The following is a 23,362-nucleotide window of genomic DNA, read 5'->3' as shown; positions in this document are numbered from 1 at the left end:
GGCCATTGTTGGCCGATCATCGTTTCACGTCAGAACCAAAATCCTTAAGAGGCGAAAATCACGTCCTCGCGCTGGCTGACATGCCAGGGAATGACCAGCTTCTCGATGCGGTCGACGATCCAGAACAGAACCACGCCTAGCAGCGCGAGGATCACCAGTGCGGCGAACATGGTCGGCAGATCGAACGTGCCGATGGAGCGCTGCATCACGTAGCCGATGCCGGAATTGGAGCCGACGAATTCGCCGACGACGGCGCCGACCACGGCAAGCGTCACCGACACTTTGAGCCCCGAGAAGATCGCGGGCAGCGCGTGCGGCAGGTTCACCGCACGGAACACCTGGAAGCGGCTGCCCTGCATCGCACGCGCGAGATCGACCATGTCAGGGTCCACCGACTTGAAGCCCTGCACCGCGGAGACGACCACCGGGAAGAAGCCGAGCAGGAACGCCGAGATGACTTTTGGAATGATGCCGAAGCCGAACCACACCACGAACAGCGGCGCGATCGCGATCTTCGGCACGGACTGCGAGAACACCAGCAGCGGATAAACGTAGCTCTCCACCGTCTTGGAGCCCGCGATCAGCATCGCCACGGGAATACCGAACAGCGCGGACAGCGTGAAACCGCAGACGGTCGCATAGGTCGTCGGCCAGGACTGGCGCAGCAGTTCCGGCCATTCCGTTCGCAGCACCGCGACGACATCGAGTGGCGCCGGGATCTGGTACGCGGGGATCTTGAACAGGCGGATCGCGAGATCCCAGGCGACGACGATGAAGACGAGGAACAAAAACGGCCGAACCCAGGCTGCATTCAACAGCTTGGAAACAGCGTTCTGCGGCTTCGGCTCGGCCAATTTTCACTCCCGGCAGTCTTCTTCGTTGTGACGAGAAATTAACCCGTTGGATAAATACTGTCCAGAACTTTCCCTGTGACGTTTTGCGGCGGGTTCCGGCGCGCCAAAGCATTCCGGGTCGATGCGAAGCATCGAACCATGGGTGCTTTGCGCACCTGAGAATCGTGAGATTTCCGGGTTCGGTCCTACGGATCGCCCGGAATGACGGCGGGGAAATTAGCGGACTAGACCGTCTGCACTACGGCCGCGCGCGACTTCGGTGCCTTCGCGATCTCGAACAGCGCGACCGACTGTCCCGTCAGGGCAGCCAACACGAGGCCCACCATGTGCGCCAAGCGCTCGTCCTTGGCCTTTTTTTCCAGCAGATCGCGGCCGAAGATCACGCTGAGGGTCGCCGAGTTCGAGAGGTAGAAGAAGCACAGCCCTGCGATGGAGATGTAGAGCTGCACCGGATCGACCGCGACCTGGAAGTCGCCGCTGTCGACGCCGCGCCGCACCACGGTGCGGATCATCTCGACGAAGGGGGAGTGCATCGACTTGACCTTGGTCGACTTCTTCAGGTGCTTTGCGCGTGCGAGGTTCTCGGTCTGGAGCAGCGACAGGAACTCGGGATTGCGCAGGAAGTAATTCCAGGTGAACTCGATCAGGCGTCTGATCGCCTCGGGCGGCTCGAGATGCTCGAGATCGAGCCCCCGCTCCTCGCTGCGGATCTTGTCGTAGGCGCCTTCGAGCACCGCCAGATAGAGTTCGTCCTTGTTGCCGACGTGATAGTAGAGCATGCGCTTGTTGGCGCCGGCTTTCGCTGCGATGCGGTCGACACGTGCGCCGGCCAGGCCGTGGGCGGAAAACTCCTGCTTGGCGGCTTCGAGAATGCGCAGCCGCATCCCCTCGGGGTCACGCTGCCATTTCAGAGTTCGCTTTGCCGTTGCCTTCGCCAAACCTGGTGCTCGCTGGGTGCCGTCGCTACGCGTGTAACACGCGGGCGGGCGTTTGAGAACGCAAGGTTGCTTGGTTGGCTCCGTCATTCCGGGGCGCCCTCTTGGGCGCGAGCCCGGAATCCATTGTGCGGCAGGGGCGGAGGATGAATGGATTTCCGGGCTCGTCGCTTCGCGACGCCCCGGAATGACAGAATCACTCCACCGGCTTCGGAGAGCGCTCCAGCAGCACGGTCGCGATGCCGCAGGTGCCGCTCCGCACCGTCATGATGCGCGTTCCCGGCTTGCGGCCGTTGCGGACTTCGCTGACGTCGAGGCCGGCAGCGATCAGGCGGGCACGGGTGGCATCGATGTCGGCGACGCGCCAGCTCAGGCCCCAGAGCCGGTCATGCGCGAGGTCACCGCCGGCGACCGGCCGGCGCACCACCTCGACGATGAGGTCACCGCAGCGGAAGAACATCAGCTGGCCCCAATCCTGGTGCGAGCGGTCGAGCGCCAGATCGAGGCCGAGCCGCGCGCCGTAGAGCGCTGCGGCACGTTCGGAATCCTCGGTCGTGACCACGACATGATCGAGCGCGTCGATCGGCGCGATGTCGGTCGCGACCGATTTGGGACGCTCGTCGGCCAGCTCGAGGAAGAACATGCGCACGCCGCGCGTGAGCTCCGTGGCCGCACGCGTTCGCTTCCAATGCAGCACGGCGTCGGTGACGGTATCGCTGCTTTCGACCTCGGCGATCGGATCCGGCCTCAACGCCACCCGCTCCAGCCGGCGATGCATCTTGCCGATTTCCGCGACACGAAAGCACAGGCTGGCGAGCACGCCGTCATGGTCGTCGAGCAGCGCGCGCATGCGGTCGGCGGTGACGCTGAAGCCGCTCGGCGCCATCAATTCGATCGTCGTGTTGTCGAGGGTGAACAGCACCCGGTCGGCGCCCTCGCCGGAGTTCTGCCAGGCCGGCGCGCGCCCCAGAAGCGTCTGATAGGCCGCCTTGGCCGCACCGATATCCCGGACCAGCGCGACGACGTGATCGAGGCCCGTGATCATCTTTCCCCCTTGATCGGCCTATGAGTGACCGGAACCGTGAGCCGAAACACGGCATTTGCCCGGGCTTGGCATTGCCCTGTCATGGTCGTATTCCGGCAACATGCTGACCTCAAGCGCTTCGGGCGACAGATTTGCGAATAATTTCAGCGTCCCCCCGGAGCGGAACCGGTGCTAGAGTAATCTCTCCGGCCGGGACCACAAGCGCATCACGGACAAGCAATGCAGGCTCTCTTCATCGGACAGACCTATATCGACGTCGTCTTCATCACCGACCACATGCCGACCGGCGACGAGAAGCACGTGGCCTCGGACTACGCAGTGTCGTTCGGCGGCAACGCGGTGACGGCGGCGTTCTGCTGCGCCAAGCTGGGCATCGTGCCGGATCTCATCGCCACCGCGGCCAATGACTGGCTCGGGCGCATGTTCCAGGACATGTGTGCGAAATACGCGATCTCGCTGCACGGGCGGAAGGTGAACCAGTCCTCGCTCTCCTTCATCATGCCCAAGGACGGCAAGCGCGCCATCGTCCGCTGCCGCGACGACGAGCACATCCACCCCTTCCCGATGCTCAATCTCGGCGGCTGCCGCGCGCTGCATGTCGACGGACATCAGCCGGATGCCGCGCTCCATTACGCCAAGGTCTGCCGCGAGGCCGGCATCCTGACCTCGCTCGACGGCGGCGGCCTGCGCACCAACACGCATGAGCTGCTGGAATTCATCGACGTCGCGATCGTCGCCGAGCGTCTGTGCGAGCAGATGGACCTGACGCCGGAGAAGATGCTCGATTATCTCAAGGGCCGCGGCTGCAAGATCGGGGGCATCACCATGGGCGAGAAGGGCCTGCTCTGGTACGACGAAACAGGGACGGTGCAGGTGATGCCGGCGATGCCGATTCCGCGTGAGCGCGTGATCGACACCAACGGCGCCGGCGACGTCTTCCACGGCGCCTACGTCTATTCCTACCTCGCCCATCCCGGCAAAAGCTGGCGCGAGCATTTTGACTTTGCCCGCGCCGCCTCGACCTTCAAGATCCAGCGCCTCGGCAACGAGGCCGGGCTGCCGACGCTGGTCGACATCGCCAAGGTCAGGCACGAATTCGAGGTCAGGGTCTAGCGTTCGCCGAGGTTATCATGGGGCGCGTCTTCGTCGCCGGAAGCATCAACATGGATGTGGTGGCGACGGCCGATCGGCATCCGCGGGTCGGCGAGACCGTCGCGGGCAAGCAGGTGCTGTACTTTCCGGGCGGTAAGGGCGCCAACCAGGCGGTGGCGGCGGCGCGGCTCGGCGCAGGGACGACCCTGATCGGGCGGCTGGGCAAGGATTCGTTCGGGGCCGAGCTGAGGACGTTCCTCGGCGATCAAGGCGTCGATCTGGCCTCCGTCCGCGACGCGGATACGCACACCGGCACTGCGATCATCACGGTCGCCGAGGCTGACAACACCATCGTCGTTATCCCCGGTGCCAACGCACTGGTCAGCGCGGACGATATCGCCGATATGCCACTGGCGAAAGGCGACGTCGCGGTCAGCCAGTTCGAGATCCCGCTGCCGACCATCGCCGCCTTCTTCCGGCGTGCCCGCGAGGCCGGGACCACGACCTTGCTCAACCCGGCGCCGGCGCAGGAGATGTCGGGCGAACTGCTCGCGCTGATCGACATCCTCGTGCTCAACGAGACCGAGCTCGGCTTTCTCGCCGGCGTGGGGGTGTCCGACAGCGACGAGGCCGCACGGATCTTCGACGTCGCGCGGAAACTTCAGGCGCGGCAGGACCAGACCATCTGCGTCACGCTCGGCAAGCGTGGCGTGCTTGCGCTTGCGGGGCGCGAAGAGATCACCGTGCCCGGGCGCACCGTGAAGGCGATCGATACAACCGGCGCAGGCGACTGCTTCGTCGGCGCAATGGCGGCGCAACTGGCCGGCGGTGTGCCCTTGCGCGCCGCCCTCACCTTCGCCAACGCCGCAGCGTCGATCAGCGTGCAGCGGATGGGCGCCGGGCCATCGATGCCGACGGTCGGGGAAGTTGCGGCTGTTCTCGGCGCCGGTTAGTCACGCCAGCGCGCTCTTCAGGTCAAAACTTTCGTCGGCGGCCTGCTCCGCCGTGATCGAGCGGTCCATGGCCTGCAGGCGGCGGCCGAACATGTGATCTCCGGCGCGATTGATGGATTCGATGCCGAGCAGCTTCTCGCCCTTGTAGCAGAACGCGGAAAACGCCTTGTTGGCGGGATCGCCGCGCAGAACGACGCGGTCGTATCCGGTGGTCAGCCCTGCGATCTGCAGCTTATCGTCGCCCTGGTCGCTCCAGAACCAGGGATGGCCGTCATAGGGCTTTCGGTCGCCGGTCAGCCGCGCGGCGAGGCAGCGGGCGTGGTCAGTGGCGTTCTGCACCGATTCCAGCCGCAGCGATCCGCCGAAGCGCGGGCTGGCGAACAGCGCGCAATCGCCGATTGCGGAGATATCAGCGTCAGCCGTCGAGAGGTATTCGTCGACGATGATGCCGGCCGCAACCGGAAGTCCCGCCTCGGCAGCCAGCTCGATGTTCGGCAGCACGCCGACGCCGACCACGACGAGGTCCGCCGGCAGATGCCGTCCGTCGCTCAAGGAGACGCCGGTGACCTTGCCGTTCTCGGCTTCGATCGAGGTGGCCTGCACACCGAGATGGACGCGGATGCCGGCCTGGCGATGGCGTTCCTGAAAATACTCCGAAACCTCCGCCGTCACCGCCCGCGCCATCACGCGCGGGGCAAGCTCGAGCACGTCGACCTCGAGGCCCTTGATCCGGGCCGTCGCTGCGAATTCCAGGCCGATGAAGCCGGCGCCGATGACCACGACCCGTGTCTTCGACGGCATGATCGCGCGTAGCGCCTCGCTCTCGTCGAGAATGCGCAGATATTTCACGTCGGGCAGATTGGCATTCGGCAGATCAAGCAGCCGGTTGCGCGCGCCCGTCGCCAGCACGAGGTGACCGTAGGCAAGCGTCTCGCCGGACGCGAGATGCAGCTTGCGCCCCGCGCGGTCGATCGACACCGCGCGGCCCGCGACCAGCTCGATCTTCTGGTCGTGGTAGAATTTCTCCGGCCGGAACATCAGGCTCTCAGGACCGGCCGAGCCCTTGATGTAGGCTTTCGACAGCGGCGGCCGCTGATAGGGCAAATGCGCCTCGTCATTGATGAGGCAGATGCGCTCGGAAAAGCCCGCCTGGCGCAGGGATGCCGCGGCCTGATAACCGCCATGGCCGGCACCGACGATGATCACCGGACCGTCGGTCATTGGAGCAGCCCACTTTCGGAGACACGAGCGTGACCCATGTCGTCTCCTCTTCGCTGATTTTGATTTGCTGGCCTCAGGAGGAGCCGGCGCTCGTGTCCGTTCCTTGGCAAAGGCGAGTCTATTTGAGCCTATCGGTCCGCCCAGCGCAAGGGCTGCCGGGGCACTGGCCGCCCGGGGATTGTCACCCCGTGCCTTCTGCGATTTAGTTGCTGCTAATCACGTCCTGCCGGAGATTTCCAAATGAGTGCGCCCGCCTCCCAGCCCGATGATCCCGCCCTGCTACGGATCGACGGCCCGATCGCGACCATCACGCTGAACCGTCCCGCCGCGTTCAACTCCATCAACCTCGCCATCGCGCAGAAGCTCGAGCAGCTCGCGGCCTCCATCGAGAGCGACGACAACATCCGCGTCGTCGTGCTCGAAGGTGAAGGCCGCGCGTTCTCGGCCGGTGGCGATCTGCAGACGATCGGGGCGGCCGCCGAAGCGGGTACGGTAACGCCGGTCGTCGGCGAACTCTTGAAGCACTATCACGCCTTCATCGAGATCATCCGCCGCATGGCGAAGATCTCGCTGTCGAGCGTGCACGGCTCGGCCGCCGGGGCCGGCATGGGCCTCGCCTTCGTCACCGACCTCTGCATCGCCGCCGACGATGCCAGGTTCACGCCGGCCTATGCCAAGATCGGGGTGTCGCCCGACGGCGGCTCCACGGTCGGCATCGTCGGCACGGTCGGCTCCCGCCGCGCGCTGCAGCTCTTCCTCGCCGAGGACAATTTCACCGCGCAGCAGGCCCATGAATGGGGTCTCGTTGCCAAGGTCGTTCCCGCCGCGGAATTGAAGGCGGCCACGCGAAAACTTGCCGAGCGTCTCGCGCAGAACCCGCCGGCCGCAATCGCCGGCACCAAGCAGCTGGTCTACCAGGCCGCCACCACGGCGGTGAAGCAACAGTTGGATGCCGAGGAGCACAAGATCATCATGGCGATGAACACGGAGGAATTCCGCGTTGCGGTGAAGAAGTTCACGAGCAAGTCGAAGTGACGCCCGCGCGCGGTTTCTACGGACTTCGCCACGGCGCAACCGACTGGAATCGCAAGGGGCTATTCCAGGGCCGGACGGACAACCCGCTGAACGAGGACGGCCTGCGGCAAGCGCAGGAGGCAGCCCAGATGTTACGCGGCGTCGGCATCAGCCGCATCATCGCAAGCCCGCTGGTCCGCGCGGTGCGGACCGCCGAGATCATCGCAAACGCAATCTCGGTGCCGCTCGCCATCGACGACGGCATCGTCGAGTTCGATTTCGGCAGCTTCGAGGGCCTCCCCGTCCGCGATCTCATGATCAAGCACGGCGTCACATCGGCGACGGGCCTCGTGTCGATCCTTCCGACCGACGGAGAAAACTGGGATGCCATGGCCGGACGGTCGCTGGCTTGCGTCTCCGCGTGGCTCGAGCGACATCCCGGCGACGACCTGCTGTTCGTCTGCCACGATGCGGTGATGCAGGCCATGGCGAACGCGCTGTGCGGCAGCTATTTCAAGAACAGCCATGGCGTGCCGTTCCACTACGTCTGCGAGGTCGGGCAATGGCGGATCGAGCAAGTCGCTACGGCGGACAGATATGGCCCGTCCCCGCCGGCGACTTGAGGCAGCCGACCGATTTCGGCGCCCGCCGCTCGTGCGGTCCGAACGTTCGTTCGAAGGGTTGATCAGCCCTTCTCGGTCTTCTTCCCGTTCCTCTGCATGAAGTCGAAATCGCAGCCCTCGTCGGCCTGCATGATGGTCTCGTGGAACAGCCAGGCGTAGCCGCGCCGCGCGTCTTCCGGCGCAGCGGCCGGCTTCAGCATAGCGCGGCGCTGTTCGAGTTCGGCCGCGTCAACCAGCAGCTCGATGCTCCGCCTGGCAACGTCGAGGCGGATCATGTCGCCGTTCTGCACCAGCGCCAGAGGCCCGCCGACAGCAGATTCCGGCGTGATGTGCAGCACGATGGTGCCGAACGCGGTACCGCTCATGCGCGCGTCCGAAATGCGCACCATGTCCTTGGTGCCGCCGCGCGCGAGCTTCTTCGGAATCGGCAGATAGCCGGCCTCGGGCATTCCGGGCGCACCCTTGGGGCCGGCATTGCGCAGCACCAGCACGTCGTCGGCGGTCACATCGAGATCGGGATCGTCGACCCGCAGGGTCATGTCCTCGACGGATTCGAACACGACCGCCCGCCCGGTGTGCTGCAACAGCCTGGGGCTTGCGGCCGATTGCTTGATCACCGCACCGCGCGGCGCGAGATTGCCGTGCAGGACGGCGAGGCCGCCCTCTTTCTTGATCGGATTGTCGCGCGAGCGGATCGCGTCCTGGCCGGGCACGTCCTCGGCATTCGCGACGACATCGCGCAGCGTCTGGCCTGAGATGCTCTTGGCGTCGAGGTCGACGAGATCGCCGAGTTGCGCCAGCAATTTCGGCACGCCGCCGGCGTGGTGGAAGTGCTCCATGTAATGTTCGCCGGACGGCTTGAGGTCGACAAGCACCGGCACCTCCCGGCCAATCTGGTCGAACACTTCGAGGTCGAGCCGGTGTGGCGAGCGATGTGCCATCGCGGTCAGATGAATGAGGCCGTTGGTCGAGCCGCCGATTGCCTGAAGCACCACCTGCGCATTTTTGAAAGACGCCGGCGTCAAGAGCTCGCTCGGCTTCGGCCCTTTCGCCTTCGCCATCTCGGCCGCCACCTTGCCGCTCGCCTCGGCCAGTCGGAAACGCTCGGCATGCGGCGCCGGGATCGTCGCGCTCATCGGCAGCGACAGGCCCATGGCCTCGATCATGCAGGCCATGGTCGAGGCCGTGCCCATCACCATGCAGGTGCCGACCGATGGCGCCAGGCGCCCGTTCACCGCCTCGATCTCGGCATCGTCCATCTCGCCGGCGCGATACTTGGCCCAGAGGCGGCGGCAATCGGTGCAGGCTCCTAACACCTCGCCCTTGTGATGACCGACGACCATGGGACCGACCGGAATGACGACGGTCGGCAGGTCAGCGCTGATCGCTGCCATCACCTGCGCCGGCAACGTCTTGTCGCAGCCCCCGATCACGATCACCGAATCCATCGGCTGTGCCCGGATCATCTCCTCGGTGTCCATCGCCATCAGGTTGCGCAGATACATCGAGGTCGGATGCGCAAAGCTCTCGGCGATGGAGATGGTGGGGAACACGAACGGCATCGCGCCCGACAGCATCACGCCGCGCTTGGCGGCTTCGATAATCTGAGGGACGTTGCCGTGGCAAGGATTGTAGTCGCTATAGGTGTTGGTGATGCCGACGATCGGGCGTTCCAGCGCGTCGTCGGAATAGCCCATGGCCTTGATGAACGCCTTGCGCAGGAACAGCGAGAAGCCGGCATCGCCATAGCTGGTCAGTCCCTTGCGCAAACCACTCGTCATCATGCCACTCCTTCCGGCTTACTATCGTGGTATCCCCTCAGGTCGGATTGTCAATAAGATCGACCCAAACAGTCACGCGCTACGGCACCTTCCGTCGCTTCGAGCGCCAAGCGTGATGCGGGCGCGGCATCGTTCGCTACGAGAAACATGTCGCCGCAACCGTTGCGGTTCTACTCCACGGACGAAGGTGCGGCAGATCTTCGGGATCAGGAAGATGCCGACACGCAACTGCCCGGAGCAATCGCATGAAGCACCCGGCTTCCCGATCGCAGCGGCCTTCAGCCCTTGCCGCGGAGTATGTCGGGTACGACCAGCCCGCTTTCATGAATCCCGACGTCACGTTCAGCACATCCTCCTCGGAACATTTGAAAGCGCGCAGCAGTCGGACATGCGCTGGTCGATCCTGACAGGCCACATTCGAGGCATAGTGTTCAGTTGGGGCCGGCGCACCGGGTTATGTTTGCGGAGGTGTCGAGGCAAGAGACAAGTCCGGCCGGTTCAGCGCTCGCTTCGGTGGTCCCCACGCGCGCCAGGATCAATTTCCGTCTCGGCACCGGCGATCGCAGACCGGTCACAGAGTCGGTGCAGCCAGATTTCGGGTTCCTAATCAGGTCGGCCTCCGGGACCGGGCTTGCATGTCGTGCCTGGCGCGCCCCAGCCTCAGGCAAGCGATGGAAGCGGGAACCTACCCCCGGCAGCCGCGACATTTGAACGCAACTAAGAACGACTCGCAACAATTGCATCACGGCCTGTTCCGTGGAATCTTTTGCGAATGACTTGCATTTGCATAGCTCCGGCTTGGCCTGGGAGCATCCCGATGCATGCATCGCGGAGATTTGGGTGAGGGTGGATCGTTCGTGCCTAGAAAATTGAGCTTCCCACGCGCCGCTGCAGTCGCAACGATGTTCGCTGGTCAACTGGCGAGCTGCGTTTCAGCCTTGGCCGAGGATAAGTCGAAGCAGGCGCCTGGCAGCTCGCAGAGCCATCGCACTTCGAAGCCGACGCAAAGCCTGCCATCAGCCCACGTGGACATCGACACCGAGCACATCTTCGGCTTCAGCATGGGCTCCGATATCGGCAATCCGGGGGACATCGAGGTCGAGTTCGAGAATGTCGGCGCGTTCGGAAAGCGTTCGGGCACTTACGCAGCTTGGGCCAATCTCAATCAGGTCAAATACACGGTGTCGGATAATTTCCGGATCGCACCCGGGTTTTCGCTGAGCGGACAGCACATCAAGGGCGTGCCGGGACTTGCCGATCATCGGGATATTGCTTTCAGCGGCGCAGCGCTCGAGCTGCGCTACAAGCTGGTCGACCGCACAGTCGCGCCGTTCGGATTGACCCTCCACGCGCAGCCCGGCTGGAGCCGGATCGACGACGGCAGCGGCATGCATATCGCCCAATATGGCAGTGAATTCGCCGCGCTGTTCGACAGCGAACTAATCAAGGACAGGCTGTTTGCGGCTTTCAACGTCTGGTACGCGACGGGTGGAACGCGCGAGATCGCGACGAACCTGTGGCGGCACGATTCCGAGATGCAGCTCCAGTCCGCGATATCTTATGTGTTGACGCCCGACCTCGTGCTCGGCCTCGGCGTTCGCTACGCGCGGGCCTATGACGGTGGCGCGCTGAACCGCTACGTAGGCGATGCTGTCTTCGCGGGGCCCACCTTCTCCTACACCATCTCGAAGGAGGTCGGCATCTCCGGCACCTGGCAGATGCAGGTTGCGGGCAACGCCGTCGGCGACGGCCGCAGCCTCAATCTCGAGCAGTTCGAGCGGCATCAGGCGTTGTTGCGCATCAACCTGCATTTCTGATGTCGACCGCCGCGACGCTGAAGGTTTTCTCCACTCCCGCCGACCGATCTGCGGGCCGGCTGGAGCGCTGACTATCGTCAATACCGTCTTAGCAGACCGCGCCCCACGCCGGCCTCGCCATAATCGGCGCAGGCTCTCCTTGGGTCTTTGATCAACTCTGCCCGAACGCGCCTGAACGTTTTGCTGGCCGCTTCGGACACCTCGGGGCGAAACTTGGTGAAATCGTAGGTGTCGCCGTCACGCGCCTTGATGGCAGCCGAATAGGCGTCAATCATGGCCATCGCTGCATCAGGGTTGCCGAGCATCCGGGCGCCGAGTTGAACACTGCCGGCACCATCGACCTCGTAACCGACGCAGCGCTGCTCGAGCACCACGGACGCGGTGACGAGCTGGTCGAGAAACGTCGCCTCGGCATCGCTCAGCGTTGCGGCTTGCACCGGCCCGGGCACGAGTCCAAGCACGATCGTCGCGAGCATCGCGACATCAGACATTTTGATTTTCATTGTCGTGGCACTCGAATTGCGCTCGCGCATATCGAGAACCCCAGCGATTCTTCGGTGTTGACCTAGATCAACGGGAACGCCGTGTATGTTTTGCCCGCGGCCAAGTCATGCACCCGAACGCGTCATTGCGAGCGCAGCTAAGCAATCCAGAGTCGTTTGCCGCGGAGGGATTGAGGAGTGCTTTGCTGCGTTCGCAATCAGGATGATGCTCCAGCGAGGACTACCGCTTATTCCAGTCGATCACGCGACTTGTATCAGCGTCGAACTCCATGCTGCAGAACGTACCGCCCTGAAAGTAATCGCCGACCGGGTCCGGCTTCAGCTTGGCCTGCTCCGCCATTGCGTGCTCGCGGAAATCTTCGGCCCGGCCCGTGGGGCGATAGCCGAATTCGTAGGCACGGTGATTGTCCCACCAGGCGCGTTCGTTGAAGGAAGCGCCGTAGAAGACTTCGAAATGGATGTCGGGATGCTCGAGCCCGATGCGGCAGAGCTGCACGAGGTCATCGGGCTTGAGCCAGATCGAGAGCCGGCGCTGGTCAAGCGGCATGTCGCCGAAATTGCCGATGCGCAGGCAGGTGACCTTCATGCCGTGCTTGTCGGCATAGAGCGCGCCGAGAGCCTCGCCGAACACCTTGCTGACGCCATAGCGGCCGTCGGGACGCGGGGTGACGTCGGTGCCGATCTTGTGGTGGCGCGGATAGAAGCCGACGGCGTGGTTCGACGAGGCGAACACGACGCGCTTGACGCCCTTCCGGTAGGCGGCCTCGAACAGATTGTAGCCGCCGATGATGTTGGCCTGGAGGATTTGATCCCAGGTACCTTCGACCGAATAGCCGCCGAAATGGAGGATGCCGTCGACGCCCTCGCAGATCGCCTCGCACTGCGCGAGATCGGCGAGGTCTGCCGCCTTGAACTTTTCGTTCGCGCCGAGATCGGCGGGCGGCTTGATGTCGGAAAGCAGGAGATCCGGATAGATCGGCGGCAGCAATTTCCGCAGGCTCGTACAGATTCCGCCCGAAGCTCCCGTCATCAAAATGCGTGGCATGTCTTTCCTCACCTGTAGTGGCCGATTTGCGGACACGTGTCCCTAATGATAGCAGGATTGTCCAGAGGGAACGAAACGAGAGAACCGACATGAATGAGGCATCGTCCCACTCCCAGGAACGTCCGGGCTGGCGGCCGGCGACCTATTACCCCGATCCCGCGATCAAGGCGCTCGATCCCCGCTTCGAAAAATACTGGCTGAAGCTTTCGGCGGTGGAACGGTTGGCGACCGGCCTGCGCTGGGCCGAAGGCCCGGTATGGTTCGGCGACGGGCGCTATCTCCTGTGCAGCGACATCCCGAACCAACGCATCATCAAATGGGAGGAGGAGACCGGCGCGGTCTCCGTGTTTCGCAAGCCTTCAAATTTCGCCAACGGGAACACCAGAGATCGCCAGGGCCGGCTCGTCACATGCGAGCATGGCGGCCGCCGCGTAACTCGCACCGAATATGACGGTAGCATCACCGTGCTGATGGACTCGTTTGGCGGCAAGCGGCTGAACTCGCCGAACGACGTCGTGGTGAAGTCGGACGGCTCGATCTGGTTCACCGATCCGACCTTCGGCCTGCTCGGCAATTACGAGGGCTACAAGGCCGAGCCGGAGATCGAGCCGAACGTCTATCGGTTCGATCCCGCGACCGGCAAGGCGACCATCCTCGCCGAGGGCGTGCTCGGTCCGAACGGGCTGTGCTTCTCGCCGGACGAGAAGATCCTGTACGTCGTGGAATCCCGCGGCGTGCCGAACCGCAAGATCCTCGCTTATGACGTTTCGCCTGACGGCACCTCGATCTCCAACAAGCGCGTCCACATCGATGCCGGCCCGGGCACGCCTGACGGCATGCGCTGCGACGTCGACGGCAATCTCTGGTGCGGCTGGGGCATGGGCGATCCCGAGCTCGACGGCGTCGTGGTGTTCGCGCCCGACGGCGTCATGATCGGCCGCATCGCCCTACCCGAACGCTGCGCTAATGTCTGCTTCGGTGGCGTCAAGCGCAACCGCCTGTTCATGGCGGCAAGCCAGTCGATCTACGCGCTGTATGTGAACACGCAAGGCGCGGCGGGGGGATAGGCGCCTGCTCTTCCCCGTCATTCCGGGGCGCGCCACTTCGGCGCGAGCCCGGAATCCATCGTGCGACGGTCTCTGTGGATGAATGGATTCCGGGTTCGTCGCTCCGCGACGCCCCGGAATGACGAAGAGAGAGATGCGAAAATAAAACGCCGGAGCGGCTTCCCGCTCCGGCGCTATGTTTGTTCAGACGCTAAAGCTTACGCCGCGTTGAAGCCGGCGACCGCCTTCACTTCGAGGAAGTCCTCGAGGCCGTACTTGCCCCACTCGCGGCCATTGCCCGACTGCTTGTAGCCGCCGAACGGTGCGGTGCGGTCGTTGGGGACGCCCTGGAGATTGACGTTACCCGCACGGATCTGCCGGCCGACGCGCTTGGCGTCCTCGACCGAAGCGCCCGTGACGTAGCCGGCGAGCCCATAGGGCGTGTCGTTGGCGATGTGCACGGCTTCGGCTTCGTCCTTGGCACCGATGATGGTCAGCACCGGTCCGAAGATCTCTTCACGGGCGATCGTCATGTCGGGAGTGACGTCGGCGAAGATGGTCGGACGGACATAGAAGCCCTTGTTGACGCCCTCGGGCAGGCCCGGGCCGCCGGCGACGAGAGTTGCGCCCTCGTCGATGCCCTTCTTGATCAGGCCCTGGATCTTGTCCCACTGGCCGCGGTTGACGACCGGACCGATGGTGGTGCCTTCAGCGCGGGGATCACCGGCCTTGGTCTTGTCGGCGACGGCCTTCGCGATCGCGGCGACTTCCTTCATTTTCGACAGCGGCACAATCATGCGCGAGGGCGCGTTGCAGGACTGGCCGGAGTTGTTGAACATGTGCATCACGCCGCCGGTCACCGCCTTCGTGAGGTCAGCACCTTCGAGGATGACGTTCGGCGACTTGCCGCCGAGTTCCTGGCTCACGCGCTTCACGGTCGGCGCAGCACGCTTCGCTACATCGATGCCGGCGCGGGTCGAGCCGGTGAAGGAGATCATGTCGATGTCAGGGTGCTCGCTCATGGCGGCGCCGACCTCGGGGCCGAGGCCGTTGACGAGGTTGAACACGCCCTTCGGCACGCCGGCTTCATGCAAGATTTCCGCGAAGATCAGCGCAGAGGTCGGCGTGAACTCCGACGGCTTCAGGATCATGGTGCAGCCGGCGGCCAGCGCGGGCGCAACCTTGCAGGCGATCTGGTTCAGCGGCCAATTCCAGGGCGTGATCATGCCGACCACGCCGATCGGCTCGCGCAGCACCATGGCGGTGCCGACCGGCTCCTCGAAATGATAGTTCTTGAGCACGTCGAGCGTGGTCATGAGATGACCGAGGCCGGCACCGGCCTGGAGCTTCTCCGCCATCGGCAGCGGCGCGCCCATCTCGTCGGAGACCGCAGCACCGATCTCCTTGAGACGGCCCTTGTAGATCTCGATGACTTTCGAAAGCAGCGCGACGCGCTCCTCGCGGCTGGTCTGGGAGAACGTTACAAAGGCGCGCTTGGCGGCGGCGACGGCCTTGTCCACGTCGGCCTTGGAGCCCAGCGCAACCTCGTACATCGCCTCTTCCGTCGCGGGGTTGACCACGGCGGTGGACTTCTTGACGGCGGGATCGACCCAGGCGCCGTCGATGTAGAATTGCATGCGATTGACCATCGTTAACCTCTTCTTGGGGGCATGTGGGGGCGTTTCGGGAGGCATCCTTGCACGAAAGCGCCGGCAATTGAACCCGCCATATGCGGGGCCAGCGTTGCGGCGGACGCGCGGAATATGGGACGCGATTTGGAGCGAAGCAAGCGGCCATGGGTCCCGGCTCGGCGTCGCGTCATTTCATGCCGCAACGCGTCCGGGACACGAGATTATAACGAGTCCAGACTCTCACGTGCCCCGGACGCAGCGCAGCGCTACTTCAGCGGTGCGCTGCAGAGCCGGGGCCCATGCGGGGGTTACCCCGACTACACCGCCATCTTCCGATGCAACACGGGCGCGCCGGTGGTGAGGCTTTCGGCCGCATCGATGATCGCATTCGCATCGATGCCGTAGTGCCGGTACAGGTCAGCGATGGTGCCGGTCTGGCCGAACTGCTCGACGCCCAGCGCCTCGACGCGGTGGCCACGGACGCTGCCGAGCCAGCCGAGGGCGGAGGGATGCCCATCGATCACGGTCACGATGCCGCAATCGCGCGACAGCGGCGCCAGCAATTTCTCGATGTGGCTGAGATGCTGCACGCCGCGACGGTCGCGCCGCAATTTTCGCGCAGCGGTCCAGCCTGAATGGAGTCGATCTGCCGAGGTGATCGCGAGCAGGCCGATGTCGCGCCGGCTCTCGCCGATGAAGCCGGTCGCCTCGATCGCCTCCGGCGCGACCGCGCCGGTATAGGCGATCACGAGTTCGGCATTCGGCCCCGGCTTGCGCAGCCAATAGGCGCCCTCGGTGACGCCCTGCGCAAGCTCCGGCGTCATGATCCGCTGCGCCTGCTCGATGCTGCGCGTCGAGAGCCGCAAATAGACCGAGCCGCCCTCGCCCGGCTCGCGCTGCATATGGTTGAAGCCCCAACCCATGATCACGGCGAGCTCGTCGACGAAGGCCGGCTCGAACGCGGCGAGCCCGTCCTGTGCCATGCCGATCAGGGGCGTTGCGATCGACTGGTGCGCGCCGCCTTCAGGCGCCAGCGTGATGCCTGATGGCGTCGCGGCCACCATGAAGCGCGCATCCTGGTAGCAGGCATAGTTCAGCGCATCGAGGCCGCGCTCGATGAAGGGATCGTACAGCGTGCCGACGGGCAACAGCCGCTCGCCGTTGATCTGGTGCGACAGGCCGAGCGCCGAGAGCATGATGAACAGGTTCATCTCGGCGATGCCGAGCTCGAGATGCTGGCCCTTGGGTGAGGCGTCCCAGTTGTAGGTGGACGGAATTTTCTCACTGCGGAATAAGTCCGCCTTCTCGGCGCTGGCGAACAGGCCGCGCCGGTTCACCCAGGGGCCGAGATTGGTCGAGACCGTGACGTCCGGCGAGGTCGTCACGATGCGCTTTGCCAGTTCGCTGTCGCCGCGGGCGATCTCGTTCAACACGAGGCCAAACCCCTGCTGGGTCGACATCTGCGGCGACGGCTTGAACGCGAGCTGCGGGGGCACCTCGACAACCGGCGCGGTCAGGCGGCGGCCGTCCTGGTTGAACGGCACGCGCGCGAGGAAGGCGTCAAGCTCGCCTGCGGATTGCGGGAGGCCCTCGTATTTGTCCCACTCATGACCGGGTCGAATGTTCTGGCTGTCGCGATATTTCTCCATCTGCGCGACCGTCATCAGGCCGGCATGGTTGTCCTTGTGACCCTGGAACGGCAGACCGACGCCCTTGATGGTGTAGGCGATGAAGCAGACCGGGCGATCGTGGTCGATGGACTCGAACGCCTCCAACATGCTCGCCATGTCGTGGCCGCCCAGATTGGACATCAGCGCCAGCAATTCCTCGTCGCTGCGCTTGTCGATCAGTTGCGTGATCTGGCCCTGGTCGCCGATCTCGTCGTGCAGGTGCTTGCGGAACGCAGCGCCGCCCTGGAAGCACAGCGCGGCATAGAGTGCGTTCGGGCAATTGTCGATCCAGCGCCTGAGGGCCTCGCCGCCGGGTTCGGCAAAGGCCTCGCGCATCAGGCGACCGTATTTCACGATGACCACGTCCCAGCCGAAATTGCGGAACATGGTCTCGAACTTTTCCCAGAGACCTTCGCGCACCACCGCATCGAGCGACTGCCTGTTGTAATCGACCACCCACCAGGTATTGCGCAGGCCGTGCTTCCAGCCCTCCGCGAGCGCCTCGAAGATGTTGCCTTCGTCCATCTCGGCATCACCGACCAGGGCAATCATGCGCCCTTCGCGGCGATCCTTCATCCAGCCATGCGCCTTGACGTAGTCCTGCACCAGCGACGAGAACAGCGTCTGCGCGACGCCGAGGCCGACCGAGCCGGTGGAGAAATCGACGTCGTCGACATCCTTGGTGCGCGAGGGATAGGATTGCGCGCCCTTGAAGCCGCGAAAATTCTCAAGCTTCTCGCGGCTCTGCCGGCCGAACAGATACTGGATGGCGTGGAACACCGGGCTCGCATGCGGCTTCACCGCGACGCGATCCTCAGGTTTCAGCACGTGGAAATACAGCGCCGACATGATGGTCGCGAGCGAGGCGGACGAGGCCTGGTGGCCGCCGACTTTGAGGCCATCCGCGCTCGGGCGGATGTGGTTGGCATGGTGGATGGTCCATGACGACAGCCACAGCGCCTTGCGGGCCAGAGCGTTCAGGGTGTCGAGACGGGTGGAATCAACGGGCATGGCAATGCTCCCGGCAACAGGTACCGCCGATGATACGCCCGCGGGCGGCGGTAAACTTCTCAATTTATCGCGCAATACCCGCTGATATTGGGATACCATACCAATATCGTCCAGAATATGCAGGTTTCATCCCAATGCCAGAGCTCGACACCATCGACCGCAAAATCCTCGCGCTGCTCCAGGCCGACAGCCGCATGACCATGCAGGAGCTCGCCGACAAGGTCGGGCTATCGGTCTCGCCCTGCCACCGGCGGGTCAAGCTCCTGGAGGAGCGCGGCGTCATCTCGCGATACATTGCGACCGTCGACCAGAAGGCGCTCGGGCTGCACGTCAGCGTGTTCATCTCGATCAAGCTGGCGCGGCAGAAGGAGGAGGACCTCAACCGCTTCGCGCGCGCGATCTCGAAATGGGACGAGGTGCTGGAGTGCTATCTGATGACGGGCAACCGCGACTACCTGCTGCGCGTGGTGGCGGCCGATCTCGCCTCCTACGAGACGTTCCTGAAGACCAAGCTGACACGGCTCGACGGCATCGCCTCGATCGAGTCCAGCTTTGCGCTCAGCCAGGTGAAATATTCGATCGCGCTGCCGGTGTGACCGGCGTCAGCGGGATTGCACGTTGTCACATGGGCGCAACAAACCCCGCCGATGGTCGTTGTGACTGGTAATTCGAGCCGAGAGATGGACCCATGACCGCATCCGATCGCAAATCCCAGATGTCCAAGCGCGAGCGCATCATCCAGGAACTGGCCGACGATCTCGACGAGGAGCTGGAGATGGAGCTGGATGATACCCGTCTCGACGAGCTCCTGGACGAGACCGAAACGCTGAGCCCGACGGTCGATCGCAGGCTCTATTTCCGGGAACTGCTTCGCCTTCAGGGCGAACTGGTCAAGCTCCAGGACTGGGTGCAGAGCGAGAAGAAGAAGGTCGTCGTGCTGTTCGAGGGCCGCGATTCCGCCGGCAAGGGCGGCGTCATCAAACGCATCACCCAGCGGCTCAATCCCCGCATCTGCCGCGTCGCGGCGCTCCCTGCTCCGAACGAACGCGAGCGAACGCAATGGTACTTCCAGCGCTACGTCGCGCATCTGCCGGCCGGCGGCGAGATCGTGCTGTTCGACCGCAGCTGGTACAACCGGGCGGGCGTCGAGCGCGTGATGGGCTTCTGCACGGAGGACGAATATCAGGAGTTCTTCAAGACCGTGCCCGAGTTCGAGCGCATGCTGATCCGCTCCGGCATCATCTTGGTCAAATACTGGTTCTCGATCACCGACGACGAGCAGCAGTTCCGCTTCACCATGCGCATCAAAGATCCGCTCAAGCAGTGGAAGCTGAGCCCGATGGACGTCGAATCCCGCAGCCGCTGGGAGGCATACACCAAGGCCAAGGAGACGATGCTCGAATACACGCACCTGCCGGATTCGCCCTGGTGGATCGTCGATGCCGTCGACAAGAAGCGCGCCCGCCTCAACTGCATCGCGCATCTGCTCAGCCAGATCCCCTACCAGGAGGTGTCGCGCGCGCCCGTGGTGCTGCCGCCACGCGTCCGCAATCCCGACTATCAGCGCGGTCCGGTTCCGCCGGAAATGTACGTGCCGGCGAAGTACTGAGTAGGTCTTGTAGAGTGGGTAAAGCGCCTTTGCACCCTACAAGAGCGTCACCGCCACGGCTGCACGATGATCTTGGTGTGCGCCTCTGGGTTGGCAAGATCGGCGAACGCCTTTGCGACGCCGTCGATGCCGACCTCGGCCGTCACCATCGCCGCCGCGTCCACCTGCCCTTCCGCGATCAGCCGCAGCGAGCCTGCGAACTCCTCCGGCGTATAGCCCAGCACGTATTGGACGTTGAGCTCCTTCATGATGCCGAGCATCGGCTCGTTTCTGTCGCTCTCCATGCAGACGCCGACCACGACGATTCTGGCATCGCGCGGGGCGCCCTCGAAAACCTGCTGCAACAAGCCGGGCACGCCGACGCATTCGAAGATGATGGCAGGCTTCAGCGCCGGCAGCATGGCCTGGAACGGCGGCCGCGCCGCCTTCTCCGCGTCCGACATCTGCGCGTGCTCCGCCCAGGTCGCATAGGGTTGCGACATCTTGGGATCGACGACGATGTCCGCGCCGAGCTTGGCGGCGAGCGCGCGGCGCGCCGGCGAATAGTCGGCAGCGATGATCGGATGCAGGCCCTTGATCCTCAGCGCCGCAATCACCGCAAGCCCGACCGGCCCGCAGCCGATCACCAGCGGCACCTCGCCGCCACGGATATTGGCTTTCGCCACAGCGTGGACGCCGACCGCGAGCGGCTCGGTCAACGCGGCGTGTTCCGGCGCGAGACCGTTGGGCACTTCGAGCAGCAGCGCTTCGCTGAGCAGCATCGCCTCGGCATAGCCGCCGATATTGTCGTTGGAGTAGCCGATGCCCTCGATGCCCTGCGGCGTCACCAGCGCCGGCAGCGAGCAGACGCGCGTGCCCGGCTTGAGCTTGCGCGTGGTACCGGATCCGTAGTCGACGATCTCGCAGCAGAACTCGTGGCCGAACACGATGTCGCGCGACAGATCCATCGGCTTGCGCCCGGTCTTCCGCGCCATCTCCACCATGCGGTGAGCATGCTGGCGCGCGTGCAGGTCGGAGCCGCAGATGCCGCAGGCGAGCGTCTTGACCAGCACCTGGCCGAGCCCCGGCGTCGGCTCGGCCATCTGTCCCACGACAATCTCACCGTTCCTGAAAATCGCAGCGCGCATTCGGCTCCTCCCTTATCGTTGGAGCCGTTGATAGCACGAAGCGGACGCGCGGACTTGCGTCAGGGGTTCGGGGAACGCTCTTCCAGCACCAGCAGTTGGGCCCGACGCACCCGCTCGCGATGGGCGATGTAGAGGCCGCTCGCAACGATGAAGGCCGCGCCGACGATGGTCCAGAGATCAGGCACTTCGCCGAAGATAAAGAAACCCAAAATGCTGACCCAGAGCAGCTGCGTGTAGGAGAACGGCGCCAGCACCGAAGCATCGCCATAGCGGTAGGCCAGCACGATGATCCACTGGCCGACGGTCGACGCAACGCCGATCACGATGCCAAGCCCGATTGCGGTCCAGCTCGGTGTGACCCAGACGAACGGCACCATCACGCTGAGGATCGCAACGCCTGTCAGCGCCGAATAGGCCATCGTGGTGAGGACGGCCTCTCGGCCGCTCATCATGCGCGTCAGGATCAGCGCGGCAGCCCAGCAGAACGCCGAGATGATCGGGAAGAATGCGGCGGCATGAAAAGCACTCGTGCCCGGCCGCAGGATGATCAGAACGCCGGTCAAGCCAATGCCCGTGGCGATCCAGCGGCGCATGCCGACCTTCTCGCTCAAGAAGATGATCGACAGCGCGGTGACGAACAACGGCGAAACAAACCCGGTGGCGGAGGCTTCCGCGATGGGGAGGAAACTCAAGCCCGTGATGAAGAACAGCGAGGAGCCCAGCAACGCGGCGCCACGCATCAGCTGCAAGCCAAGACGCTCGGTGCGCATCGCATGCAGCGGCGAGCCCGGCATCATCACCGGCGTGAACAACAGCGCGAAGGTGACGAAGCGGATCCAGGTGATCTCGATCGACGGCAGGCTGGTCGACAGGTATTTCGCGGTGACGTCGGAGCAGCCGAGAAAGATCGTCGACAACAGCACCAGTGCAATGCCTTTGAAGGGATGATCGACGCGCGCGAGCGCGCGGCGAGCGTTCTGCTTCTTCTCCGGCGCGGGCATGGGAATACTATCGAGCCTTGCGGCTACGGCGGGCGGCGGTGTCACTGTGGGAACCCGGCAAAATGCGAATCGAGAACAGTCGTAAAAAACGACAATTGCGCCGCGTTCACAACTTCCGAAAACAGGATGCCGATATGCGCCGGCCGCCGCGCGCGTCAATGCTCCGTTAATAATAGGCCTTTGTGCATTACAGCATGGGCAGGCTGCGCGGCTTCGGCCCGCGCGGAAACGCCGCATCGAGCGCGGAAATCTCCTCTTTCGTCAGCACGAGATCACCGGCCCCGGCATTCTCGCCGGCATGTTCTGCGGACGACGCCTTCGGGATCGCGAACACCGTAGTTGCACGGGTGAGAAAGCTCAGCGCGACCTGACGCGGCGTCACGCGACGCGCCTCCGCAATCTTCGCCAGCACAGCGCCGCCCTTGCTGCGCGCATCCGGGAAATCGTCGTGGCCGAACGGTGAATAGGCAACCACGGCGACGCCATTCCGCTCGCACCAGGGGATCACCGCGTGTTCGATCGCGCGTTCCTTGAGGTGATAGAGCACCTGATTGCAGGCGATGCGGCCTTCGCCGGCGACCTCGAAAATCTCGTCGAGATCGTCGACGTCGAAATTGGAAACGCCCCAGGATTTGATCTTGCCTGACGTCACCAGCTCCTCGAACGCAGCGACGGTGTCTTCCAGCGGATAGGAACCGCGCCAGTGCAGGAGATAGCAATCGAGACGGTCGGTGTTCAGCCGCTTCAGTGAGCGCTCGCAGGCGGTGATAGTTCCGCGGCGCGAAGCGTTGCTCGGCAGCACCTTGGAGACCAGGAACACCTCATCGCGCCGGCCAGCAATGGCGTCGGCAATGACGAGCTCTGCATCGCCATACATCTCGGCGGTGTCGATGTGGGTCATGCCGAGATCGAGCCCGCGCCGAAGGGCCGCGATCGCGCGCTCGCGATCGCCGTGGTCGAGATACCAGGTGCCCTGCCCGATCACGGAAACACTGGTGCCGGTCCTGCCGAAGGGTCTGGTGTTCATGTTCGCTCCGCTGTCGTTCTTCTGCTCAGGCAACCGTTACCAGGTTCAGGAGTTCAATCCGCTGACATCGGCGACCAGCGCGCTGCCGGTCGACGACTCCGTGATGTAGGGCCTGTCTGTCCTGGCGCCACCATCACCGTTGGAGGCAAGGTGCAGATCGCCCTTGCGGCGGACCTTGTCGGGCATGGTGAAGCGGAGCCTGGTCTCGATCAGGCGCGGCGGCGTTTCCATATGCATCATTGTTGTTGTGGTGGTTGGCTGGCGGGACGCGCAGCAGCATAGGACACAAACGAGCGCGCGTCGATTGGCGGCGGGCAAGGCTGGGTCCACGCTACTCTCATGTCCCGGACGTGCTGC

21 protein-coding genes are annotated in these 23,362 nt (G+C 64.1%); 8 read left to right on the top strand and 13 right to left on the bottom strand.

What is annotated here, in order from left to right; genetic code table 11:
* Window positions 1-44 precede the first annotated feature (44 nt).
* The 3 genes from ACFDR6_RS20415 to ACFDR6_RS20405 all read right to left on the bottom strand — a co-directional run bounded on the left by ACFDR6_RS20415 (window position 45) and on the right by ACFDR6_RS20405 (window position 2,834).
* A complete protein-coding gene (locus tag ACFDR6_RS20415; protein ID WP_375859291.1) occupies window positions 45-854 on the bottom strand; it encodes an ABC transporter permease in 810 nt (269 codons plus the stop codon).
* Between the two features lie 224 nt (window positions 855-1,078).
* Complete coding sequence (locus ACFDR6_RS20410; RefSeq protein ID WP_249153134.1) at window positions 1,079-1,738, bottom strand: TetR/AcrR family transcriptional regulator; 660 nt, start codon at window positions 1,736-1,738, stop codon at window positions 1,079-1,081.
* A 247-nt stretch (window positions 1,739-1,985) separates the two neighbouring features.
* A complete protein-coding gene (locus ACFDR6_RS20405; protein WP_375859290.1) occupies window positions 1,986-2,834 on the bottom strand; it encodes a VOC family protein in 849 nt (282 codons plus the stop codon).
* Window positions 2,835-3,053: 219 nt separating this feature from the next.
* Here ACFDR6_RS20405 and ACFDR6_RS20400 point away from each other — a divergent pair, with 219 nt between their 5' ends.
* Both ACFDR6_RS20400 and rbsK read left to right on the top strand, forming a co-directional pair.
* The gene (locus ACFDR6_RS20400) at window positions 3,054-3,947 is read left to right on the top strand and encodes a sugar kinase (RefSeq protein ID WP_212081117.1); all 894 of its coding nucleotides are present in this window, start codon (window positions 3,054-3,056) and stop codon (window positions 3,945-3,947) included.
* Window positions 3,948-3,964: 17 nt separating this feature from the next.
* Window positions 3,965-4,879, top strand: a complete 915-nt coding sequence (rbsK, locus tag ACFDR6_RS20395; protein ID WP_212081116.1) for a ribokinase — start codon at window positions 3,965-3,967, stop codon at window positions 4,877-4,879.
* Here the strand turns inward: rbsK and ACFDR6_RS20390 are convergent, their stop codons facing one another.
* On the bottom strand, window positions 4,880-6,100 hold the full coding sequence (locus ACFDR6_RS20390) for an NAD(P)/FAD-dependent oxidoreductase (protein WP_375859289.1): 1,221 nt from the start codon (window positions 6,098-6,100) through the stop codon (window positions 4,880-4,882).
* Between the two features lie 240 nt (window positions 6,101-6,340).
* On the opposite strand from ACFDR6_RS20390, the gene ACFDR6_RS20385 reads away from it, so the two are divergent.
* On the top strand, window positions 6,341-7,135 hold the full coding sequence (locus ACFDR6_RS20385; protein ID WP_375859288.1) for an enoyl-CoA hydratase/isomerase family protein: 795 nt from the start codon (window positions 6,341-6,343) through the stop codon (window positions 7,133-7,135).
* Window positions 7,132-7,737: a histidine phosphatase family protein gene (locus ACFDR6_RS20380; protein WP_375859287.1), complete on the top strand. Its 606-nt coding sequence runs from the start codon at window positions 7,132-7,134 to the stop codon at window positions 7,735-7,737. The genes ACFDR6_RS20385 and ACFDR6_RS20380 overlap by 4 nt, the downstream gene beginning before the upstream one ends.
* 62 nt (window positions 7,738-7,799) lie before the next feature.
* On the opposite strand, the gene ACFDR6_RS20375 is transcribed toward ACFDR6_RS20380, so the two are convergent.
* Window positions 7,800-9,518 carry an IlvD/Edd family dehydratase gene (locus tag ACFDR6_RS20375; protein ID WP_375859286.1) on the bottom strand — a complete coding sequence of 573 codons (1,719 nt, stop codon included), beginning with the start codon at window positions 9,516-9,518 and terminating at the stop codon, window positions 7,800-7,802.
* A gap of 821 nt (window positions 9,519-10,339) precedes the next feature.
* On the opposite strand from ACFDR6_RS20375, the gene ACFDR6_RS20370 reads away from it, so the two are divergent.
* On the top strand, window positions 10,340-11,335 hold the full coding sequence (locus tag ACFDR6_RS20370) for a DUF6662 family protein (protein ID WP_375859285.1): 996 nt from the start codon (window positions 10,340-10,342) through the stop codon (window positions 11,333-11,335).
* A gap of 77 nt (window positions 11,336-11,412) precedes the next feature.
* On the opposite strand, the gene ACFDR6_RS20365 is transcribed toward ACFDR6_RS20370, so the two are convergent.
* Both ACFDR6_RS20365 and ACFDR6_RS20360 read right to left on the bottom strand, forming a co-directional pair.
* Window positions 11,413-11,838: a hypothetical protein gene (locus tag ACFDR6_RS20365; protein ID WP_375859567.1), complete on the bottom strand. Its 426-nt coding sequence runs from the start codon at window positions 11,836-11,838 to the stop codon at window positions 11,413-11,415.
* A 220-nt stretch (window positions 11,839-12,058) separates the two neighbouring features.
* A complete protein-coding gene (locus ACFDR6_RS20360) occupies window positions 12,059-12,883 on the bottom strand; it encodes an NAD-dependent epimerase/dehydratase family protein (RefSeq protein WP_375859284.1) in 825 nt (274 codons plus the stop codon).
* Window positions 12,884-12,972: 89 nt separating this feature from the next.
* Between ACFDR6_RS20360 and ACFDR6_RS20355 the strand changes: the two genes are divergently transcribed.
* Window positions 12,973-13,950 carry an SMP-30/gluconolactonase/LRE family protein gene (locus tag ACFDR6_RS20355; RefSeq protein ID WP_375859283.1) on the top strand — a complete coding sequence of 326 codons (978 nt, stop codon included), beginning with the start codon at window positions 12,973-12,975 and terminating at the stop codon, window positions 13,948-13,950.
* A gap of 197 nt (window positions 13,951-14,147) precedes the next feature.
* Here ACFDR6_RS20355 and ACFDR6_RS20350 read toward each other — a convergent pair whose 3' ends face one another.
* On the bottom strand, window positions 14,148-15,578 hold the full coding sequence (locus ACFDR6_RS20350; RefSeq protein ID WP_212081108.1) for an aldehyde dehydrogenase family protein: 1,431 nt from the start codon (window positions 15,576-15,578) through the stop codon (window positions 14,148-14,150).
* A 299-nt stretch (window positions 15,579-15,877) separates the two neighbouring features.
* Window positions 15,878-18,241 (bottom strand): thiamine pyrophosphate-binding protein, encoded by a 2,364-nt coding sequence (locus ACFDR6_RS20345; protein ID WP_317240510.1) that lies wholly within the window; start codon window positions 18,239-18,241, stop codon window positions 15,878-15,880.
* 134 nt (window positions 18,242-18,375) lie between these two features.
* Between ACFDR6_RS20345 and ACFDR6_RS20340 the strand changes: the two genes are divergently transcribed.
* Complete coding sequence (locus ACFDR6_RS20340) at window positions 18,376-18,837, top strand: Lrp/AsnC family transcriptional regulator (RefSeq protein WP_317240511.1); 462 nt, start codon at window positions 18,376-18,378, stop codon at window positions 18,835-18,837.
* Window positions 18,838-18,929: 92 nt separating this feature from the next.
* Entirely contained in the window at window positions 18,930-19,850 is a 921-nt protein-coding gene (ppk2, locus tag ACFDR6_RS20335) for a polyphosphate kinase 2 (RefSeq protein WP_317240512.1), read from the top strand.
* Between the two features lie 47 nt (window positions 19,851-19,897).
* On the opposite strand, the gene ACFDR6_RS20330 is transcribed toward ppk2, so the two are convergent.
* The 4 genes from ACFDR6_RS20330 to ACFDR6_RS20315 form a co-directional block, all read right to left on the bottom strand.
* Window positions 19,898-20,977: a zinc-binding dehydrogenase gene (locus ACFDR6_RS20330; protein WP_375859282.1), complete on the bottom strand. Its 1,080-nt coding sequence runs from the start codon at window positions 20,975-20,977 to the stop codon at window positions 19,898-19,900.
* A 59-nt stretch (window positions 20,978-21,036) separates the two neighbouring features.
* Entirely contained in the window at window positions 21,037-21,978 is a 942-nt protein-coding gene (locus ACFDR6_RS20325) for a DMT family transporter (RefSeq protein WP_375859281.1), read from the bottom strand.
* 187 nt (window positions 21,979-22,165) lie between these two features.
* Window positions 22,166-23,005, bottom strand: a complete 840-nt coding sequence (locus ACFDR6_RS20320; protein ID WP_375859280.1) for an aldo/keto reductase — start codon at window positions 23,003-23,005, stop codon at window positions 22,166-22,168.
* 45 nt (window positions 23,006-23,050) lie between these two features.
* Window positions 23,051-23,245 carry a hypothetical protein gene (locus ACFDR6_RS20315; protein WP_375859279.1) on the bottom strand — a complete coding sequence of 65 codons (195 nt, stop codon included), beginning with the start codon at window positions 23,243-23,245 and terminating at the stop codon, window positions 23,051-23,053.
* Window positions 23,246-23,362: the final 117 nt, after the last annotated feature.

This window comes from Bradyrhizobium tunisiense (genome assembly GCF_042263385.1).
Taxonomy (GTDB): domain Bacteria; phylum Pseudomonadota; class Alphaproteobacteria; order Rhizobiales; family Xanthobacteraceae; genus Bradyrhizobium; species Bradyrhizobium tunisiense.
This window is presented reverse-complemented; position numbering and strand designations above follow the sequence as displayed.

Bases quoted from the DNA above. Each gene is read 5' to 3' on its own strand.
- ACFDR6_RS20315 (WP_375859279.1), bottom strand. From the start codon at position 23,245: ATGATGCATATGGAAACGCCGCCGCGCCTGATCGAGACCAGGCTCCGC.
- ACFDR6_RS20320 (WP_375859280.1), bottom strand. From the start codon at position 23,005: ATGAACACCAGACCCTTCGGCAGGACCGGCACCAGTGTTTCCGTGATC.
- ACFDR6_RS20340 (WP_317240511.1), top strand. From the start codon at position 18,376: ATGCCAGAGCTCGACACCATCGACCGCAAAATCCTCGCGCTGCTCCAG.
- ACFDR6_RS20345 (WP_317240510.1), bottom strand. From the start codon at position 18,241: ATGCCCGTTGATTCCACCCGTCTCGACACCCTGAACGCTCTGGCCCGC.
- ACFDR6_RS20350 (WP_212081108.1), bottom strand. From the start codon at position 15,578: ATGGTCAATCGCATGCAATTCTACATCGACGGCGCCTGGGTCGATCCC.
- ACFDR6_RS20410 (WP_249153134.1), bottom strand. From the start codon at position 1,738: ATGCGGCTGCGCATTCTCGAAGCCGCCAAGCAGGAGTTTTCCGCCCAC.
- ACFDR6_RS20360 (WP_375859284.1), bottom strand. From the start codon at position 12,883: ATGCCACGCATTTTGATGACGGGAGCTTCGGGCGGAATCTGTACGAGC.
- ACFDR6_RS20390 (WP_375859289.1), bottom strand. From the start codon at position 6,100: ATGACCGACGGTCCGGTGATCATCGTCGGTGCCGGCCATGGCGGTTAT.
- ACFDR6_RS20385 (WP_375859288.1), top strand. From the start codon at position 6,341: ATGAGTGCGCCCGCCTCCCAGCCCGATGATCCCGCCCTGCTACGGATC.
- ACFDR6_RS20375 (WP_375859286.1), bottom strand. From the start codon at position 9,518: ATGACGAGTGGTTTGCGCAAGGGACTGACCAGCTATGGCGATGCCGGC.
- ACFDR6_RS20330 (WP_375859282.1), bottom strand. From the start codon at position 20,977: ATGCGCGCTGCGATTTTCAGGAACGGTGAGATTGTCGTGGGACAGATG.
- ACFDR6_RS20365 (WP_375859567.1), bottom strand. From the start codon at position 11,838: ATGAAAATCAAAATGTCTGATGTCGCGATGCTCGCGACGATCGTGCTT.
- ACFDR6_RS20370 (WP_375859285.1), top strand. From the start codon at position 10,340: ATGCATCGCGGAGATTTGGGTGAGGGTGGATCGTTCGTGCCTAGAAAA.
- ACFDR6_RS20355 (WP_375859283.1), top strand. From the start codon at position 12,973: ATGAATGAGGCATCGTCCCACTCCCAGGAACGTCCGGGCTGGCGGCCG.
- ACFDR6_RS20405 (WP_375859290.1), bottom strand. From the start codon at position 2,834: ATGATCACGGGCCTCGATCACGTCGTCGCGCTGGTCCGGGATATCGGT.
- ppk2 (WP_317240512.1), top strand. From the start codon at position 18,930: ATGACCGCATCCGATCGCAAATCCCAGATGTCCAAGCGCGAGCGCATC.
- ACFDR6_RS20400 (WP_212081117.1), top strand. From the start codon at position 3,054: ATGCAGGCTCTCTTCATCGGACAGACCTATATCGACGTCGTCTTCATC.
- ACFDR6_RS20325 (WP_375859281.1), bottom strand. From the start codon at position 21,978: ATGCCCGCGCCGGAGAAGAAGCAGAACGCTCGCCGCGCGCTCGCGCGC.
- rbsK (WP_212081116.1), top strand. From the start codon at position 3,965: ATGGGGCGCGTCTTCGTCGCCGGAAGCATCAACATGGATGTGGTGGCG.